Source organism: Planomonospora algeriensis, assembly GCF_977012225.1.
The window spans coordinates 20,498-36,124 of record NZ_CDRNDK010000013.1; the positions used below are offsets into that span (position 1 = coordinate 20,498).

The window sequence follows — 15,627 nt, forward strand, 5'->3', positions numbered from 1 at the left end:
CGTTGTCCCTCTTCCTCGGTCGCTACCGACTCGACCCGATCCCGCTGGGCCGCGGCGGCATGGGGGAGGTCTGGAGCGCCGTGGACACGACGCTCCAGCGCCGGGTGGCGATCAAGTTCGTCCGGCTCCCGGACGCGGAGCTGGACAAGCGGTTCTCCCGGGAGGCCAGGGCCCTGTCCAGGTTGTCGCACCCCGGTGTGCCGGCCCTCTACGATTTCGGGTCCGAGAACGACCGCCACTACATGATCATGCAGTTCGTCCCCGGGACCGGGCTGCACGACGTCATCGCCGAGCACGCCCCGCTCTCCATCGGCTGGGTGGCCTCGATCGGGGCCCAGATCGCGTCGGTGCTGGAGGCCGCCCACGAGCAGAAGATCCTGCACCGGGACCTGAAGCCGTCCAACCTCGTGCTGGGCCGGGACGGCTCGGTCAGCGTCCTCGACTTCGGCCTGGCCTTCATGCGCGAGGCGGAGCGGACCCGGCTCACCCGGACGGGGCAGCAGCTCGGCACCGCCGCCTACATGTCGCCCGAGCAGGTCGAGTGCGATCCGCCCACGGAGCGCAGCGACGTCTACGCCCTGGGCTGCGTGCTCTACGAGCTGGCCACCGGTCACCCGCTGTTCGCCGGGCCGAGCGAGTTCAGCGTCATGAGCCAGCACGTGCGGACACCGGCGACCCCCGCCGGGCGGCACCGGGCCGACATCCCCAGGAACCTGGACGAGCTGCTGATGGCGATGGTGGAGAAGTCCCCCGAGGACCGGCCCGCCGGCGTGCGCGAGGTGCACGAGCGGCTCATGCCGTACCTGTCGGGGACGAGCCCGCTGGGGGACATGACGGATGCCGGCGAGAGTCCGTTGACGCTCTACGCCCGCGCGCTGAGCCGGACGGTCGTCTCCGGCCCCGCCGCGCCGCTTCCCGGGACGCCGTCCGCGCCGCTTTCCGGGCCGCTTTCCGGGCCGCCGTCCGGGACGGCCGCGGTCCGGCGCGACTTCAGCCGGGGCGACGTCCGGCGCGCCGGCGGGAGGCGCAGTCACTGGTCCGGGAGTCCCGGTACGGCGAGGCCGCGGCCCTGCTGGAGGAGGCCGTCGCGTACGCGCCGGGGGAACCGGGGCTGCGGGAGCAGCTCGCGGAGATCTGGATGACGGCGGGCGACCACCGCCGGGCCGCCCAGGAGTTCCGGGCCCTGGCGGCGGTGACGCCCCCGGAGCAGGCGTTCCAGTACCGTCTCCAGGAGGCGGTCTGCCACGTGCACCTCGGAGACAGCGGGCTCGCGCTGCGGCTCATGACCGCGCTGCTCGCCGACACCGCGGCGGACGACGACCCCCGGGCGCTGGAGCTCCGCCGCCAGATCGGCGAGCTGGAGCTGAGCTCTGGCCTCCGGGAGCGGGCCGAACGGACCCTCACGGCGCTCCTCTCCGACCTGGGCCGGACCTACGGCGCCGACCATGCCGCGACGGAGCGGGTCCGTCGCCTGCTCGCCTCCCTGTGATCCCGCCCGGCGGCGGGGGACATATTCAGGGGTTTCAGCACGGGCGTCGAGGCCGAGGAGGAACCCCCGGACGGCCTGATCCACGACCCGTTCGATCCCGCTGAGATCGATGTCCAGACGCGGACGATGACGGTCGGCCTGCTGTTGGCACGGCTCCGGCGGGGCGTCCTCGATCTCGCGCCCGATTTCCAGCGTTTCGCCGGTATATGGAGCGAGACCGCGCAGAGCAAGCTCATCGAATCACTGCTGCTCCGCATTCCGCTGCCCACCCTTTACGCGGCCGAGAGCGGCGAGGACGGCTGGGTGATCGTCGATGGGATCCAGCGGCTCACCACCATCGCCCGCTTCGTCGCCCCGGAGGTGATCGACGCCGAGCCGTTGACGCTCCGCGGTCTGGAGTATCTGCAGCGGTACAACGGCCACACGTACGCCCAACTCCCCGGCGGGCTTCAGACCAGGATCGACGAGACCGAACTGATCATCCATCTCATCCGGGCGGGGACGCCCGAACCGGTGAAGTTCAACATCTTCGCCCGCATCAACACGGGCGGCAGGGCCCTCACGCTTCAGGAGCTCAGGCACGCCCTGATCCCGGGGCAGGCGCGCAAGCTGCTGGCGGAGCTCGCCGACAGCGAGCCGTTCCTCCAGGCGACGCTCCGCAGCGTCAAGAAGGACCGGATGGCGGACCGCGAGATGGTCCTGCGATTCCTGGCCTTCCGCCTCACCGAGCCCGCCGATTACCCCCGGGGAGATCTCGACGTCTTCCTCCGCCAGGCGATGAAACAGATCAACACGCTCAGCGGCGCGTCGGTCGTCCGGCTCATCCGGGATTTCGAGCGGGCGATGCACGCGGCCCGGGACATATTCCAGGAACACGCCTTCCGTAAGCGGTTCCCCGGCCAGGAAAGACGCCTCCCGATCAACAAGGCGCTTTTCGAGGCCGTCTCGGTGAACCTCGCGAAGATGACACCCGATGAGATCGCCACGTTGGCAGGCAACCGGGAGAAGGTGCAAGCCGGCCTCATGGCGCTCATGGAGGACGGCGAGTTCCAGCAGGCCATCTCGGTCGCCACCGGTGACGCGGAGAAGGTACGGCGGCGCTTCGGCGCCGTGGAGAAGCTGCTGAGGGAGATGGCCAAGTGATCGACAGGCTCGTCATCAGCAATTTCAAGGCCTTCGACTCCGTCGGCATCCCACTGGCCCCGTACACCCTCCTGTCCGGCCTGAACTCGTCAGGCAAGAGCACGGTGCTGCAGGCCCTGGCCCTCCTCCGCCAGGCGAACGCCTCCGGACTGCTCGCGGACTACAGCGAGTACGTCGAGGACGGCGCCGTGGGCGGATTCCCGCTCAACGGCGAACTCGTCGAGCTCGGCACCGGTCAGGACATCCTGCACGAGGACTACATAGCCGAACAGGGGAAGGCCCCCGAGATCGGATTCGAGCTGACGGCGGGCTCTGCGGCGCCGTTGAGATTCCGTGCCCGATACGGCCGGGAGGACGACCTCCTCCCGCTGACCGTGTGCGAGCCCTCGGTCTACCTCCACCCGGACCATCGCGAGGGCGAAGCCGCCTACACCCTGTTCAATCACGGGTTCCAGTACCTGCGGGCGGACCGGATCAACCCGGCGGTGACCTATCCGCGATCTCACGAGATGGCGGTCAGGCGCGGGTTTCTCGGCACCCGCGGTGAGTTCACGATCGACTTCCTCCGGCACAACCAAGACGAGATCGTGCCCGCCAAGGCCCTCCACCATCCGGAGGCGTCCTCCCGGTTGCTCGACCCGGTCGAGGCGTGGATGGGTGAGATCTGCCCGGGAGTGAAGATCGAGACATCCTCGATCGAGCAGACCGATCTCGTCCGACTCGGGTTCCAGTTCACCCGGGCCGGACAACTGACCACCAATCCCCGGCGACCGACCAACGTCGGGTTCGGGCTCACCTACGTGCTGCCCGTGGTCGTCGCCTGTCTGACGGCCCGGCCAGGGGCCATGATCCTGCTGGAGAACCCCGAGGCGCACGTCCATCCCCAGGGCCAGAGCGCCATGGCACGACTCACCTGTGCCGCCGCCTCCGCCGGCGCGCAGCTCATCGTCGAGACGCACAGCGACCACATCCTCAACGGCGTCCGGCTGGCGGTGAAGCGCGAGCAGCTCTCAGCGGGGGACGTCCTCCTGCACTACTTCCAGCGGAACGCCGAAGGGGTCATCGACGTCGTCAGCCCTTCCATCGGGCCGGACGGCATGCTCTCGCAGTGGCCGTCGGGCTTCTTCGACGAATGGGACCGATCACTTGATCAGCTTCTCGACTGAGGGTCTTCCGTATCCCCCGTAGCGAAGGAGATCTCGTGCACGTTCTGCTGTTCTTCAACGAGTTGTCCTGCGCGTCTCCGCAACCGAGAGAACGGGTGGACGAGGCGATGAGGAGGTTCGTCCGCGTCCTGCGCGGGATAGCCGCCCAGCGCCCGGACACCGCCCTCGTCTCCGATGTGGTTTTGAAAGAACTGGAACTCGCGCCGGGCTACCACCTCGCCGAGTGGGCCGGACAGCCCGCCAACGTCGACCTGTGGCGCCCGACCACGCCGAGGCCCACATGGAGTGGATCAAGCAGGTCGGCATACCTCATCTGAGGGTCGGCTCCGAGGTCTGGGAGTCACGCGGCAGCCTCTACCCGAACCTGCTGTTCCTGCCTCATACCGAGCAGCACTTCGCGGAGCTCCGCATGGACTGGGTGGTCCCGGCGGCTCGGGAGCTCCAGAGGATAGACCACGCGATCGGGAACTGGGATCCCCGGCAGACCCGGGAGCCGATGTGGAGATCCCGCGTGACGCCCGAGGGCGAGACACGCAAACGGCTCTGCAGGTTCAAGGACTTCGACGGCACCGTGCGCGTGTTCGACCTCCATGGCCGGTTCACCCCGGGTGAGGGCCGTGTCTATTTCCGGCTCGTCCCGGAGGAGGGGAAAGCGATCATCGCGCACGTCGGACTGAAACTGGGCATCTGACCTCGATGGGCCGCACAACCCGGAAACGGTCGGCGACGCCTCACCGCCGCGCGGCCGGGGATCGGGCCGCGCTCTCGGGGACGGCCCGCAGTTCGTCTTCGAGTTCCTCGACGATCCGCCGGGTGAGCGTCCGCAGCCGTGCTCTGCGCCCGGTCAGCTCCTCGGTGAAGGCCCGCGCCGTCGGGCCCGTCCAGACCGCCTCGCCGGTGAACGCCGCATGCGCGGCGTCCAGGGCCGCCTCCAGCCGCGCCGCGTGCGCACGCACCTTCGCCAGCGCCCGCAGCAATTCCTCCCTGCGGGGATCGGGGGCCATATCCGATGGCTCGGGGGACAAACGCTTCCCCTTTCTCCTTCGAACGGCTTGCGCGCTCTCCCGGACGATATGAGATGGTGCGCTCAGACGGCCAGCTCTTTGGAGGATATCCAATGCCCCCTTCCAGCCGGAGCCTTCCCGTACGGCTCTGCGCGATACTCCTGGCGTCCGCTCTGGCCGTGGCCGGCTGCGGCGAGAGCGAACCGACGGCGGCCGAGGCCGGCGAGACCCTGAAAACGCACATCCTGAAGCTTCTCGACGAGGTGAGCGCCCAGAACGTGCAGGTCACCGACCCCGGCGGCAAGGACATCCCCTGCGGCGACGGCAAGGCCAAACGCACCTTCGCCGCGACAGCGCCGGATTCCTCTCCGGAAAGAGCGCCTTACACGTTGAATGTCATCATGGTGAGCGATCTGGAACGAATCGCCGACTACAGCATCACCGAAAGCACAGGTGCGGTAATTCGCATGGCGCACGAGCCCACAAGGACAGTGATCTTGTTGGGGTCTGTGAAGGGCCGATATTCCGTACGGGGTGAGACTCAGTGCCTCAGTCGGTCATGACCTGCGGTTCCGCATAGCTTTTCCCTCGGCTGTAGGCCTCCCCCTTGGCACCATTGAAGGTCTTGGACTGCTGTGCGGTCAGCTCTCCGAGGGAGAGGAGGTCTCCCTTCCCCATGCCGTTGTCGACCGTCCACTGGTCGAAAGCCTTCACTCCTGCCGTGCCCTGCTTGAGGATGTCTTCGAACGAGCGGAGGCCGCCCTTCGAGTCGGCGATGGCGCCGGCCGGGGGTACCTGCGGGACGAACCCCTGCTCCATGAGGATCTGAGCCGTCTCACGACGTCGCCCGAACGTCCTCGTCTCCTCCGTCTCCAGGAGCTCCTTCACCTTCTCCTCCGGTCCCCTGCCGTAGGTGTAGTAACCGGAGACCCCGGCGGACAGGGCGGTCCAGGTCTTGGGGATGGCGGCGAAGGGGGGAAGCAATCCGGCGACCCCCAGGACAGTGCCCGCCAGGAAGCTCTCCGCGTCCTCCGCGTCCTCGGAGCCGTCGTCTCCGGGCTTGAGCACCCGCACGGCGGCCGCCACCTCGGTGCCCCGGACGTTGCCCAGGGCCGTGAACAGGTTGTCCAGCGGAATCGGGTCTCCGCTGCTCTTCGCGGCGTTCGCCGCGAACGGGAGAACCCGGTGCAGGAATTTCTCCATGCCCGCGTCGAAACGGAGCCGCGCCTCCGTGTCGCCCGCGAAGGTGGTCATGAAGCGGAAGGTGTCCTCCGGACTCAACCGGAAGGCGCCGCGCAGCCCCGGGGGCGGTGTCCACTCGAACAGGCCGGGAGTGGTCCGCATGGCGCTGTCCTTGGCCACGTCGGCGTCGTTGAGGTTGGCGCCCATGGTGATCTCCGTGGCGTACGAGCCCGCGATCTCCGCCAGGTGGATCCGGGTCGCGTCGTTCAGCCGCCACCCGTCCGCCTCGGTCATCACGGTGTAGGCGAAGAACGCCGCCTCCTGACTGTGCCTGCCGTCCTGCTCGTCGTAGGCGCCGGAGGCCGCGGCCAGGAGCCGCCCGAAGGCGCCCGCCGTCTCCGGAACCCCCATCGTCCGCTCATTGAGGTCCTTCAGGAACGCGGCCAGCTCAGGCCGGTCGTCCCACTTCTCCGGGGATCCCGGAAGCCGCCCGAAGGGCAGGGCGACGGTCGGCGGATCCGGGTCGGGTCCGAAGCGGGCCGCCGAGCCGATCGCCAGGCGGGCCGCGGCGGGGTTGTTCCCCAGCGCGTTGAGCACTCCCGCCAGGGCCGAGCCGCCGATCCGGCTGCCGGACCGCAGCGCGGGCGCGGCGAGTCCGGCCAGCCACGCATCCGGGTAGTCCCCGTGGCTCAGCAGCGCCGCGACCGCCTCCACATCCTCGGCGTCCCCGGCGTTCCCGGTCATCGCCTTCTCCGCGGCCTTCATCACCGCGGCGAAGCCGGGCGTCTTCGCTCCGCCGCTGACCGCGGTGGCGAAGGCCGTACCGGCCGTGCGGAGCGCGTCGGACCGCTCGTCGTCGGGCAGCCGGCGCAGCGCGGCGTTCACCCGGCGGATCCCGGCCGGGCCGAGCGCGGCGAAGAACGCGGCGGTGAAACCGGCGTCGTGCCGGTGCGCCTTCAGCTCCTCGAACACCGCGGCGATCTTCTCCGAGGCGTACGGCCCGGCGAGCCGGAACTCGTCCGGGTCGATGGCGGCGAACCGTTCGCCCAGCTCGGTGCCCCGGCGCCGCGCCTCGGCCGGGGAGAGCAGCGACGCCTCCTGGTACGGCCGCAGGCCCGCGCCGACCATCCCGAGGAGCTCGGGTCCGGGGGCCGTGATGGTCGCCACCCGCTGGCGGAGCCTGGGCACCTGCTGCTCCGTCCAGCCGCCGATCTCCCGGATGGGGGCGAGCCCGGCGGCGGGCAGGTCGACGGCGGCCAGCTCCCGGCGGATGTTCTCGGCCTGCTCGGCGATCACCTGCCCGGCCCGCTCCAGCTCGGCGATGAAGCCTCTCATCAGCGCCGGGTCGATCCCGGAGAACTCCGGTGCGAGCGGCCCGGTCCCCGGTGGTACAGAGGGTGTCTCTGTCATCCGTCCATCATCGGTGACGGGGGATCGGGAAGCGAGGGCTCACAAGCAGGTCATCGGCCGCCTGAAGGAGAGCTCCGCTCGATGGCCGCCGGGGTGACGGGGGTGAAGAAGTTGACGAGGTTGCCGTCGGGGTCGCGGAACAGCAGCGACCGGTTACCCCAGGGCATCTTGGTGGGGCCGTTGACGAAGTCGGTGACGAAGCCGGTCAGGTTCCGGTGAACGCGGTCCACGTCGTCGACGAGGAACTCGATGATCACGCTGTGGTTGTCGGCCGGGCGGGCGGAGCCCGGGGCGAACAGCGGGACGGTGCGGGTGCCGGCGATCGCGAGGGTGGCGCCCGTGGTCTTGAGTTCGGCGAAGTCCTCGGTGGCCCACATCGCCTGCGTCCCTATGGCGCGCTCGTAGAACTCGACGAGGCGCGCGACGTTGCCGGTGATGATGCGGATCGAGACGAAGTCCATAGGGATCTCCTTGGCTGTACTGGGGGTGTGCACGTCGCAGGCTAGGAGAAATAGTGGACAGAATCGGTCCAGTATCCGCGTTAAGTTGTGCACATGCCTCGCCCCACTGGCCGCGTCCTGACACTCCTGGAGCTGCTGCAGTCGGGCGGCACCCGGACCATGGCCGAACTCGCCGACCGGCTCGGCGTCGAAGGGCGCACCGTGCGACGGTATGTGGACCAGCTGATCGACCTCGACGTGCCCGTGGAATCGGTGCGCGGCCGCTACGGCGGGTACCGGCTCGCTCCCGGGTACCGCTTGCCTCCGCTCATGCTCAGCGACGACGAGGCGCTGGCCGTGCTGCTCGGCCTGGTCGCCGGCCGCCGAGCAGGGTTGACGACGACGCAGCACACGGCGAACGAGACCGCATCGGCCAAGATCCGGCGGGTGCTGCCCAAGCACATCGCCCGTCGGCTCGACACACTCCTGGAAGCTCTCGCCTTCACGGATCAGCCCGGCGAGTTCGACGCCCCGGACGCGGAGGTCCTGCTCACCATCGCCGACGCGGTACGCCACCACCGGCCGATCTCGATCCGCTACACCGACCGCGACGGACAGCGCAGCGAACGCACGCTGCACGCGTACGGGATCGTCGCCCATTCGGGCCGGTGGTACGTCACAGGCAAGGACGCCCGGATCGCCGAGGACCGAACCTTCCGGCTCGATCGCATCACAGACGCGAGGACCCTGCCCGGCTCATTCGAAGCGCCGGTGGGTCCAGGTCCGGCACAGCGCGTGTTGTCAGGGTTCGCCACGGCCGAGTACCAGCATGAGGTGATCTTGCGGATCCACGGAACAGTTGAGCAGATCCGCACCCACCTTCCCGCCGGCGTCGCGAACCTGGAGGAGCACGATCCTGCAGCCGGCGAGGACCGCGCGACCGAGCGCTGGCTGCGCGCCGAGCTACGGGCAGAGCGGCTCGACTGGTTGCCTCCGGTACTCGCCTCACTCAACCGGCCGTTCGTCATCGAGCGCCCCGACGAACTTCGCGACCTCGTCATCGCACTCGCCGATCGCCTCGCGTCCTACGCCCGCCAGGCCTGACTGCGCGGAACCGATGTCATGAGATGGCACATCAGGCGGTACGGGCATCGTGTGTCGCGCGGTTGCCGAGGACTTCGTCCATGTGCGTCTCGGCCCAGCCCCTGAGCCCGCTCATCAGGTGGTGCAGTGACAGGCCGAGTTCGGTGAGCTCGTGGGAGACCGTGACGGGACGGTGGGGGTCTGAACCGCCCCGGATCTGACGGAGACCTCGGTGTGCCCCTGGTCTTGTGGAGGCGAGGGCGCCGCCCTGATCTTCATGTACTACGGCATCGAGCATGGCCCGGCGGGTGCTGCGGCGCCCTCCGTCTGGTGAAACGGTCAGTCACGGCGGATACCGTCACCCACCATGAACACCTCGTACGAATGGTCCGATCTCTTCCCGGAGGAGGAGCCGGTGGCCGAGGGGCCGGACCAGCCGCCGTTGCCGCCGGGCCACGGTCTCCACCCCCCGGCCGGCGAATCAGAAGTCGTCCGGCTCGAAGAGCGGTTGGGCGTGAACCTGCCGCCGAGCTACCGGCAGTTCCTCCTGTACTCCGACGGCTGGGGCGTCGAGGAGTACTCCCTGTGGCCGGTCGCGGAGGTCGGCTGGCTCCGTGACGTCATGCCCTCAACGGTCGAAGCCTGGTCGTCGTCCAGAGACGAAGTGCCCGATGACCTCTACTTGGTCTACGGAGAGGAGCAGAACCACCACGCCATAAGAACGGCATACCTGCCCGACGCCCTTTCAGTCGGGATGTGGGACGGAGATCTCCTTCTCAACCCCCACGTTGTGACCCCTGACGGCGAGTGGGAGGCCTGGCTGCTCGCGGCCTGGATGGCCGGCGCCAAGCGTCACAGGTCCTTCTGGGACCTCATGAAAGACATCTGTACCCCTTGAGTCCTCCGGCGGCAGGGAGGGACGGCGTCCGTCCCCACCCGGCTGCGCCTCTCCACGCGGGCCTTCACTCTCGGTCTCCGGGACCGGGCCGAACGGACCCTCACAGCCCTAAATGATCACGCTGGATCCCGGTCCGGCGGTCCGGCCCGCCGAGGCGGCGTTCAACGCGGGATCACCCAGTCCGGCGCCCAGGTCCCAGGGGCGCCGTGGTCGGCCGCCGTAGCGGCGAGGTGGGCTCGGAGGACGGCCAGCGCGGGGTGGGGGTCGTCGCGACGCCACAGCAGTGAGTGCGGGTAGACGGGCGTGGGGTCGGTCACCGGGATGCGGCGCAGGCCGTGGTCGGCGGGCCAGACCAGGCGGGTCTGCTCGCCCATGAAGGTGGCCAGGGCCGGGGTGTCGGCGATGGTGTCGAGGAGCGCGTCGGAGCCGAAGTTGGGGCCGGTCGCCTCGATGGTGAGGCCGAACTCGGCGGCCAGGTCGTCGTAGTAGGCGGTCCACTCGGTTCCGGGGGCGAGGCCGGGCATCCAGATCCGGTGCCCGGCGAGCCGGGTCAGGGTCACCGACCGGGCGGACGCCAGCGCGTGGGCGGGACCGACGAGGAACTGGAGCGGCTCGTCGAGCACCCGGACCGACTCGATGTCCCCGGGAAGGGGCCGGCCGGGCATGGTGACGGCGCGGAAGGACGCGTCGATCGCACCGGACCGAATGGCGGCAACGGCGGTCTCGATGTCGAACAGCATCACCACGTCGAGGTCGATCTCGGGGTGCGCGCGGTGGAAGCCGCGCATCAGGCCCGAGGTCGCGCTGCGCGAGGTGATCATGTCGACGCGTAGCGGACGGCGGCCGGTGTGCACGGACGCGACCGCGCGCTCGGCGACGCGCAGCAGCTCGCGGGCGTGGGGCAGGAACGCCTGCCCGTCGATGGTGAGCTCGGCTCCGCGCGGCGTGCGGGTGAACAGCCGCACGCCGAGGCTGCGCTCCAGCGCGGCGATCCGCTTGGAGACGGCCTGCTGGGTGACCGCCAGCTCGGCGGCGGCCTCCTGGAACCGCCCCGCGTCGGCGGCGGCGATGAAGGTCCGGACGGCGTCGAGGTCCATGCGGACACACCCTACGGATACAACCACCAGTTGTGGATAGACGGCCTGATGGTTGTTTGATTCCTGCGCATGGCGCGCGCTTCGATGCTTCCGATCGCGGATCGGTTGTGTGAGTGAGCGGCGAGGAGCGTCGGGCATGCGGAGCGGGCACCGGTTGGGGCGGCAGTTCGGGTGGCTCTGGGGGGCGTACGGGACCAGCGCGCTCGGCACGTGGCTCGCCTTCGGCGCGTTCCCGCTGATCGCCATCCAGGTGCTGCACGCCGGGCCGGCCGAGGTCGCGGCGCTGTCCTCGGTGGGGGCTTTGGCAGGCGCGGCCGTGGCGGTGCCGCTGGGCCCGTGGGTGGAGTTCCGCCGCAAGCGGCCGGTGCTGATCGGAATGGACCTGGTGCGGTTCGCGGCACTGCTGACGGTCCCCGCCGCGTTCGCGCTCGGCGTGCTCTCCTTCGTCCAGCTCCTGCTGGTCTCGGTCGTCGTCGCAGCCGCCGACATCACCTTCCGCGCCGCCTCCGGCGCCTACCTGAAGACGCTGCTGCCGACCGAGCACCTGCTCGTCGCCAACGCCCGCTTCGAATCGACGGCCTGGACCACCACGGTCATCGGACCGCCGCTGGGCGGTGCCGCGATCGGGCTCCTCGGTCCGGTGGCGACGGTGGTGGCCGACGCGGTGAGCCACCTGCTCTCGGCCCTGGGCATCGGCGCGATGAGCGGCCACGAGCCGCGGCCCGAGCGCCGGCAAGCCGCGCGCATGCGGGCCGGGGACCTGCTCGACGGCTGGCGGTACATCCTCGCCGACGCGACGCTGCGTCCGCTGTTCCTCAACACCGCCGCCTTCAACGGCCTGGTGATGGCCACCGACGCGCTGCTGGCCGTCCTGATGCTCGGCCGGCTCGGGTTCACACCGTGGCAGTACGGCCTCGCCTTCGCCGTGCCCGCGATCGGCGGGCTGCTCGGGTCGCGGCTGGCCCGGCCGCTCGTCACCCGGTTCGGGCGGCACCGGGTCCTGGTCGTGGCCGGAATGCTGCGCGTGATCTGGCCCGTCGGACTGGCCTTCCTGGGGCCGGGGACCGGCGGGCTGCTACTGGTGATGGGCGTCGAACTCGGGCTCATCTTCTGCTGCGGGGTCTTCAACCCCGTCTACGCCACCTACCGCCTGGAGCGCACCGCGCCCGACCGGGTCACCCGCACGCTGTCCGCCTGGACGGTGACGACCAAAGCCTCCACCGCGCTCCTGACGGCCGTCTGGGGCGTACTGGGCAGCCTGCTCGGCCCGCACACGGCCATCGGCCTGGCCGGCGTGCTCCTGCTGGCGACTCCGTTGCTGCTCCCTCGACGCGCCGCAGTGCCCCTCACCGAGCCGGAACCGGCACCGGCACCGGCACCGGCACCGAGCCGCGACTGATGGGCCGCCACAGTCGCCACGTCCGCCACGTCCGCCACGGCCGTCACCGCCGGAGCGCGCTGCCGCGCTTCGGAGCGGTTCGCCCCTCCCCGTATCCGAGCGGTTCGCCCCCCGTGTCCGGCGCCGGGTTCCCGAGAGGCGACTGGGACCTCGGCGAACACCTCTAGGCCGTGCGGGCATCGTGCGTTGCGCGGTTGCTGAGGACTTCGTCCATGTGCGTCTCGGCCCAGCCCCTGAGTCCGCTCATCAGGTGATGCAGCGACAGGCCGAGCTCGGTGAGCTCGTAGGAGACCGTGACGGGAACGGTGGGAGTCGCCGTACGGGTGATGAGACCGTCACGCTCCAGGGAACGCAGCGTCTGGGTGAGCATCTTCTGGCTGACGCCTGCGAGCAGCCGGGACAGCTCCGAGAAGCGCATCGCCCGAGGCTCGCCCGGGTGGTCCGCGTCGCCCTGATCCTGTGCGGACTCCGCAGGGGAGCTCCCCTTACTCCGAGGGTCCCCGCCGTCGCCGCCGAGTGCGCACAGGATCAGGGCGACCCATTTGTCGGAGATCCGGTCGAGCAGCTTCCGGCTCGGGCAGACGGCCAGGAACGCGTTGTACTCGATCTTGGCCAGGGCCCTCTTCTCGGCCGCCGTGGTCGTGCTCATCATCCGCTCCTGTCACCTGCGGGTCACCAAGGCACTCTGAGGTGCCTACTTCCCATCGGGGAGTTACATAACCAGTATGAAGTCAGGCGCCAGGAGGCGCCATCGCTGAGATCGACACGAAAGACAAGAGATATGAGCGCGCTCTCCCCTTCCCTCCCCGGCGGCACCTGGGCTCTGGGAGATCTGACCGTCACCCGTTTCGGCTACGGCGCGATGCAGCTCGCGGGCCCCTGGGTCATGGGGCCGCCCGCCGACCGGGACGGTGCGATCGCCGTCCTGCGCGAGGCCGTCGACCTCGGGATCACCCACATCGACACCAGTGACGCGTACGGACCGCGCATCACCAACCGGTTGATCCGCGAAGCGCTGCACCCCTACCCGGAGTCGCTGCACATCGTGACGAAGGTCGGCGCGCAGCGGGATGAGCAGGGCGGGTGGCCTCCGGCGCGGCAGCCGGACCAGTTGCGCCGCCAGGTCGAGGAGAACCTCGGATCCCTCGGAGTCGAGGCACTGGATCTGGTGAACCTCCGGCTCGGCGACGCGGAGGGACCTCAGGCGGGCTCGATCGCCGAAGCGTTCGAGACGCTCGTCGAGCTCCAGAGGAAGGGGGTCATCCGCCACCTCGGTGTCAGCAACGCCACCGCCGAGCAGGTCGCCGAAGCCCAGGGCATCGCGCCGGTCGTGTGCGTGCAGAACATGTACAACCTCGCCCACCGCCACGACGACGAGCTGATCGACCGGCTCGCCGCCGAACGCATCGCCTACGTGCCGTTCTTCCCGCTCGGCGGGTTCAGCCCCCTCCAGTCCGCCACGCTCTCCGCGGTCGCCGCCCGGCTGGACGCCACCCCCATGTCGGTCGCCCTGGCCTGGCTGCTGCACAGGTCGCCGAACATCCTGCTGATCCCCGGCACCTCCTCGGTCGCGCACCTGCGCGAGAACATCACCGGCGCCGGACTCTCGCTGTCCGATGAAGACCTCGCCGAACTGGACAAAATCGCAGGTGAGTGACCCCTTCCGGGGTCCGCCGCCCCCGGCCCGTGCCCGGTGGACGGGTCGGTGGCGGGCATCGGGCGAGCCCTCGGTCTACCAGCGGAGAGAAGCCGTTCCGCGCGCGCACCGCTCCTCGGTCCGGGGAGTCGCTTGTGCGACGTCCGTGAGCAGTGCGGCGGTCCAGAGGAACACCTTGGGGTCACCGAGCCCTGAATCGGTGAGCCATCGAGCGGCCCGGCGCGCGTCCAGCTCGTCCTGGATCAGTCCCCAGGACCCCGGCTGGACGCCGGTGGCCCGGTGGACATCGGCGACGAGGCCGCCCAGGCAGGTCCAGGTATGCCAGCCCCCGCTGTCGAAGCCGACCAGTTCGAACCCCAACCGCCGACCGCCGCGGCAGGGGAACCTCTCGCGCCGGGCCAGCCGTTCCGGAAGGCTCCCGGCCGATGCGTCCCAGCCTCCATCGGCGATATCGGCCAGCAGCCCGGGAACATCGGTGGCGGCGAATCCGACCCCGAGCACGTGCAAGCCCGGCTTACCAGCGTGCTCGCGTGCGATCCCGGCCTCCTGGGGGTCGGCGAACCAGTCGTCCCAGCCGCCGAGATCCACCGGCACCAGATCCACCACGCAGCCGCTCAGCGACACCAGATCCGTGCTCGGAAGGCTCACGTCCTGCCAATCGCGCCGATCCGCGCGTGTAGCGACCCGATAGCCGGCGAGGACGTAGTCGGGTTCCATCGCGCTGTCTCCTTCCATGGTCGGCATCGTGATCCTCCAGGCGCTCGGCCTGCTCGGCCTCAGCCCGCGTCGCGCGACTCGTGGCGCGGGAGCTGTCGGATGATCAAGGGCGACTGGACAGTTCGTCGGCGAAGTCCGCGCATCCCCAGTCTGTTCTGGTCCCGTCCGAGCTCGCAAGGCGAGCGATGGCGAACAGCCTGGACCGCGGCACGGCGGGTCCCGATGCCTTGTCCTGGGCGCGGTCTCCCTTCCGCTCGCCAACTGAGCTTGTCCCGGGTCGACGACAGACGGGAAGGGCAGGCTCCTACCTCAGCCACTGGTAGACCGGCGGTGATGAGCACGCCCTGAGCGATCATCCCGACCCCGAAGCGCCCCCGCCGGAGGCATCGGGGTTCGTCGGTATTTTCCGGCTCGCAGGCTGGACGGCTCCCAGCCTTCGGGTGCTCAGCGGAGACAGGGTCATCGGGGTGAGCCATCCCTGCCGGGTCAACACGACTTGGGCCGGCAGCGGGGTGAGCGGGTAGACCTCGATTCCCCTCGCCCAGTTCATGAGCAGCCCTTCGGTTCCCTCGGAGTCGGCCAGGACGATCGAGAGGCCCTGCCCGTCTTCGGCCCAGGTGTTCCAGATCGCCCAGCCTTCGGGCTTCGCCTCGACCCCGAGGCGGGCGCAGATCTCGGGGTAGCTCTCCTCCATGCCGAGGGGAACGGCATCAGGCCGCAGGAGGACGACCCCGGCGAGGCGCAGGAACGGACGTTCCTCGTCGAGACAACCGTCTCCGTCGAAATGGTGGTGGCGGAGTTGGCGGGCCGTCTCGTTCACCGTCCGCTGGAGCGGGGTGGCCCCGTCGAGGTCGTCGGCGTAGGTGAGCCATCCTTCGGCGCTCGCGGCGTTGACGATCTCGCGGGCCAGGTGCTCGATGTGGCGGAGGTATTCGGGCTCAC

At 69.8% G+C, this 15,627-nt stretch carries 18 protein-coding genes; 11 read left to right on the forward strand and 7 right to left on the reverse strand.

From position 1 onward, the window contains the following. Positions 1–2 precede the first annotated feature (2 nt). The 6 genes from ACWJ6R_RS02835 (at position 3) to ACWJ6R_RS02860 (ending at position 4,489) form a co-directional block, all read left to right on the forward strand. Complete coding sequence (locus ACWJ6R_RS02835; protein WP_449060677.1) at positions 3–1,142, forward strand: serine/threonine-protein kinase; 1,140 nt, start codon at positions 3–5, stop codon at positions 1,140–1,142. Beyond that, positions 1,073–1,489 (forward strand): hypothetical protein, encoded by a 417-nt coding sequence (locus ACWJ6R_RS02840; protein WP_449060694.1) that lies wholly within the window; start codon positions 1,073–1,075, stop codon positions 1,487–1,489. The genes ACWJ6R_RS02835 and ACWJ6R_RS02840 overlap by 70 nt, the downstream gene beginning before the upstream one ends. A 126-nt stretch (positions 1,490–1,615) precedes the next feature. Beyond that, on the forward strand, positions 1,616–2,632 hold the full coding sequence (locus ACWJ6R_RS02845; protein WP_449060678.1) for a DUF262 domain-containing protein: 1,017 nt from the start codon (positions 1,616–1,618) through the stop codon (positions 2,630–2,632). Then, positions 2,629–3,798 carry an AAA family ATPase gene (locus ACWJ6R_RS02850; protein ID WP_449060679.1) on the forward strand — a complete coding sequence of 390 codons (1,170 nt, stop codon included), beginning with the start codon at positions 2,629–2,631 and terminating at the stop codon, positions 3,796–3,798. The genes ACWJ6R_RS02845 and ACWJ6R_RS02850 overlap by 4 nt, the downstream gene beginning before the upstream one ends. A gap of 35 nt (positions 3,799–3,833) precedes the next feature. Continuing rightward, positions 3,834–4,115 carry a hypothetical protein gene (locus tag ACWJ6R_RS02855; RefSeq protein WP_449060680.1) on the forward strand — a complete coding sequence of 94 codons (282 nt, stop codon included), beginning with the start codon at positions 3,834–3,836 and terminating at the stop codon, positions 4,113–4,115. Further along, the gene (locus ACWJ6R_RS02860; protein ID WP_449060681.1) at positions 4,052–4,489 is read left to right on the forward strand and encodes a hypothetical protein; all 438 of its coding nucleotides are present in this window, start codon (positions 4,052–4,054) and stop codon (positions 4,487–4,489) included. The genes ACWJ6R_RS02855 and ACWJ6R_RS02860 overlap by 64 nt, the downstream gene beginning before the upstream one ends. Before the next feature lie 40 nt (positions 4,490–4,529). Here ACWJ6R_RS02860 and ACWJ6R_RS02865 read toward each other — a convergent pair whose 3' ends face one another. Next, the gene (locus ACWJ6R_RS02865; protein ID WP_449060682.1) at positions 4,530–4,802 is read right to left on the reverse strand and encodes a hypothetical protein; all 273 of its coding nucleotides are present in this window, start codon (positions 4,800–4,802) and stop codon (positions 4,530–4,532) included. 179 nt (positions 4,803–4,981) lie between these two features. On the opposite strand from ACWJ6R_RS02865, the gene ACWJ6R_RS02870 reads away from it, so the two are divergent. Beyond that, positions 4,982–5,365, forward strand: a complete 384-nt coding sequence (locus ACWJ6R_RS02870) for a hypothetical protein (protein ID WP_449060683.1) — start codon at positions 4,982–4,984, stop codon at positions 5,363–5,365. Here the strand turns inward: ACWJ6R_RS02870 and ACWJ6R_RS02875 are convergent. Further along, positions 5,352–7,394: a hypothetical protein gene (locus ACWJ6R_RS02875; RefSeq protein WP_449060684.1), complete on the reverse strand. Its 2,043-nt coding sequence runs from the start codon at positions 7,392–7,394 to the stop codon at positions 5,352–5,354. The genes ACWJ6R_RS02870 and ACWJ6R_RS02875 overlap by 14 nt on opposite strands. Before the next feature lie 50 nt (positions 7,395–7,444). Next, positions 7,445–7,855 (reverse strand): VOC family protein, encoded by a 411-nt coding sequence (locus ACWJ6R_RS02880; protein WP_449060685.1) that lies wholly within the window; start codon positions 7,853–7,855, stop codon positions 7,445–7,447. A 93-nt stretch (positions 7,856–7,948) separates the two neighbouring features. Between ACWJ6R_RS02880 and ACWJ6R_RS02885 the strand changes: the two genes are divergently transcribed. Together ACWJ6R_RS02885 and ACWJ6R_RS02890 are read left to right on the forward strand one after the other, a co-directional pair. Continuing rightward, the gene (locus ACWJ6R_RS02885; RefSeq protein WP_189239933.1) at positions 7,949–8,938 is read left to right on the forward strand and encodes a helix-turn-helix transcriptional regulator; all 990 of its coding nucleotides are present in this window, start codon (positions 7,949–7,951) and stop codon (positions 8,936–8,938) included. Between the two features lie 346 nt (positions 8,939–9,284). Beyond that, on the forward strand, positions 9,285–9,815 hold the full coding sequence (locus tag ACWJ6R_RS02890; protein WP_449060686.1) for an SMI1/KNR4 family protein: 531 nt from the start codon (positions 9,285–9,287) through the stop codon (positions 9,813–9,815). A 161-nt stretch (positions 9,816–9,976) separates the two neighbouring features. On the opposite strand, the gene ACWJ6R_RS02895 is transcribed toward ACWJ6R_RS02890, so the two are convergent. After that, positions 9,977–10,912, reverse strand: coding sequence for a LysR family transcriptional regulator (locus tag ACWJ6R_RS02895; RefSeq protein ID WP_449060687.1), 936 nt, complete (start codon positions 10,910–10,912; stop codon positions 9,977–9,979). A gap of 136 nt (positions 10,913–11,048) precedes the next feature. Here ACWJ6R_RS02895 and ACWJ6R_RS02900 point away from each other — a divergent pair, with 136 nt between their 5' ends. Next, positions 11,049–12,311, forward strand: coding sequence for an MFS transporter (locus tag ACWJ6R_RS02900; protein WP_449060688.1), 1,263 nt, complete (start codon positions 11,049–11,051; stop codon positions 12,309–12,311). A gap of 163 nt (positions 12,312–12,474) precedes the next feature. On the opposite strand, the gene ACWJ6R_RS02905 is transcribed toward ACWJ6R_RS02900, so the two are convergent. After that, positions 12,475–12,960, reverse strand: a complete 486-nt coding sequence (locus ACWJ6R_RS02905; RefSeq protein ID WP_449060689.1) for a winged helix-turn-helix transcriptional regulator — start codon at positions 12,958–12,960, stop codon at positions 12,475–12,477. A 132-nt stretch (positions 12,961–13,092) separates the two neighbouring features. Between ACWJ6R_RS02905 and ACWJ6R_RS02910 the strand changes: the two genes are divergently transcribed. Continuing rightward, a complete protein-coding gene (locus ACWJ6R_RS02910; RefSeq protein WP_449060690.1) occupies positions 13,093–13,968 on the forward strand; it encodes an aldo/keto reductase family oxidoreductase in 876 nt (291 codons plus the stop codon). A gap of 75 nt (positions 13,969–14,043) precedes the next feature. Here ACWJ6R_RS02910 and ACWJ6R_RS02915 read toward each other — a convergent pair whose 3' ends face one another. Together ACWJ6R_RS02915 and ACWJ6R_RS02920 are read right to left on the reverse strand one after the other, a co-directional pair. Continuing rightward, entirely contained in the window at positions 14,044–14,616 is a 573-nt protein-coding gene (locus tag ACWJ6R_RS02915; protein ID WP_449060691.1) for a hypothetical protein, read from the reverse strand. Positions 14,617–15,037: 421 nt separating this feature from the next. Next, on the reverse strand, positions 15,038–15,627 hold a 590-nt coding region (locus ACWJ6R_RS02920; RefSeq protein WP_449060692.1), incomplete at its 5' end, for a hypothetical protein.

Bases quoted from the DNA above. Each gene is read 5' to 3' on its own strand.
- ACWJ6R_RS02845 (WP_449060678.1), top strand. From the start codon at position 1,616: ATGACGGTCGGCCTGCTGTTGGCACGGCTCCGGCGGGGCGTCCTCGAT.
- ACWJ6R_RS02865 (WP_449060682.1), bottom strand. From the start codon at position 4,802: ATGGCCCCCGATCCCCGCAGGGAGGAATTGCTGCGGGCGCTGGCGAAG.
- ACWJ6R_RS02875 (WP_449060684.1), bottom strand. From the start codon at position 7,394: ATGACAGAGACACCCTCTGTACCACCGGGGACCGGGCCGCTCGCACCG.
- ACWJ6R_RS02880 (WP_449060685.1), bottom strand. From the start codon at position 7,855: ATGGACTTCGTCTCGATCCGCATCATCACCGGCAACGTCGCGCGCCTC.
- ACWJ6R_RS02885 (WP_189239933.1), top strand. From the start codon at position 7,949: ATGCCTCGCCCCACTGGCCGCGTCCTGACACTCCTGGAGCTGCTGCAG.
- ACWJ6R_RS02890 (WP_449060686.1), top strand. From the start codon at position 9,285: ATGAACACCTCGTACGAATGGTCCGATCTCTTCCCGGAGGAGGAGCCG.
- ACWJ6R_RS02895 (WP_449060687.1), bottom strand. From the start codon at position 10,912: ATGGACCTCGACGCCGTCCGGACCTTCATCGCCGCCGCCGACGCGGGG.
- ACWJ6R_RS02900 (WP_449060688.1), top strand. From the start codon at position 11,049: ATGCGGAGCGGGCACCGGTTGGGGCGGCAGTTCGGGTGGCTCTGGGGG.
- ACWJ6R_RS02905 (WP_449060689.1), bottom strand. From the start codon at position 12,960: ATGAGCACGACCACGGCGGCCGAGAAGAGGGCCCTGGCCAAGATCGAG.
- ACWJ6R_RS02910 (WP_449060690.1), top strand. From the start codon at position 13,093: ATGAGCGCGCTCTCCCCTTCCCTCCCCGGCGGCACCTGGGCTCTGGGA.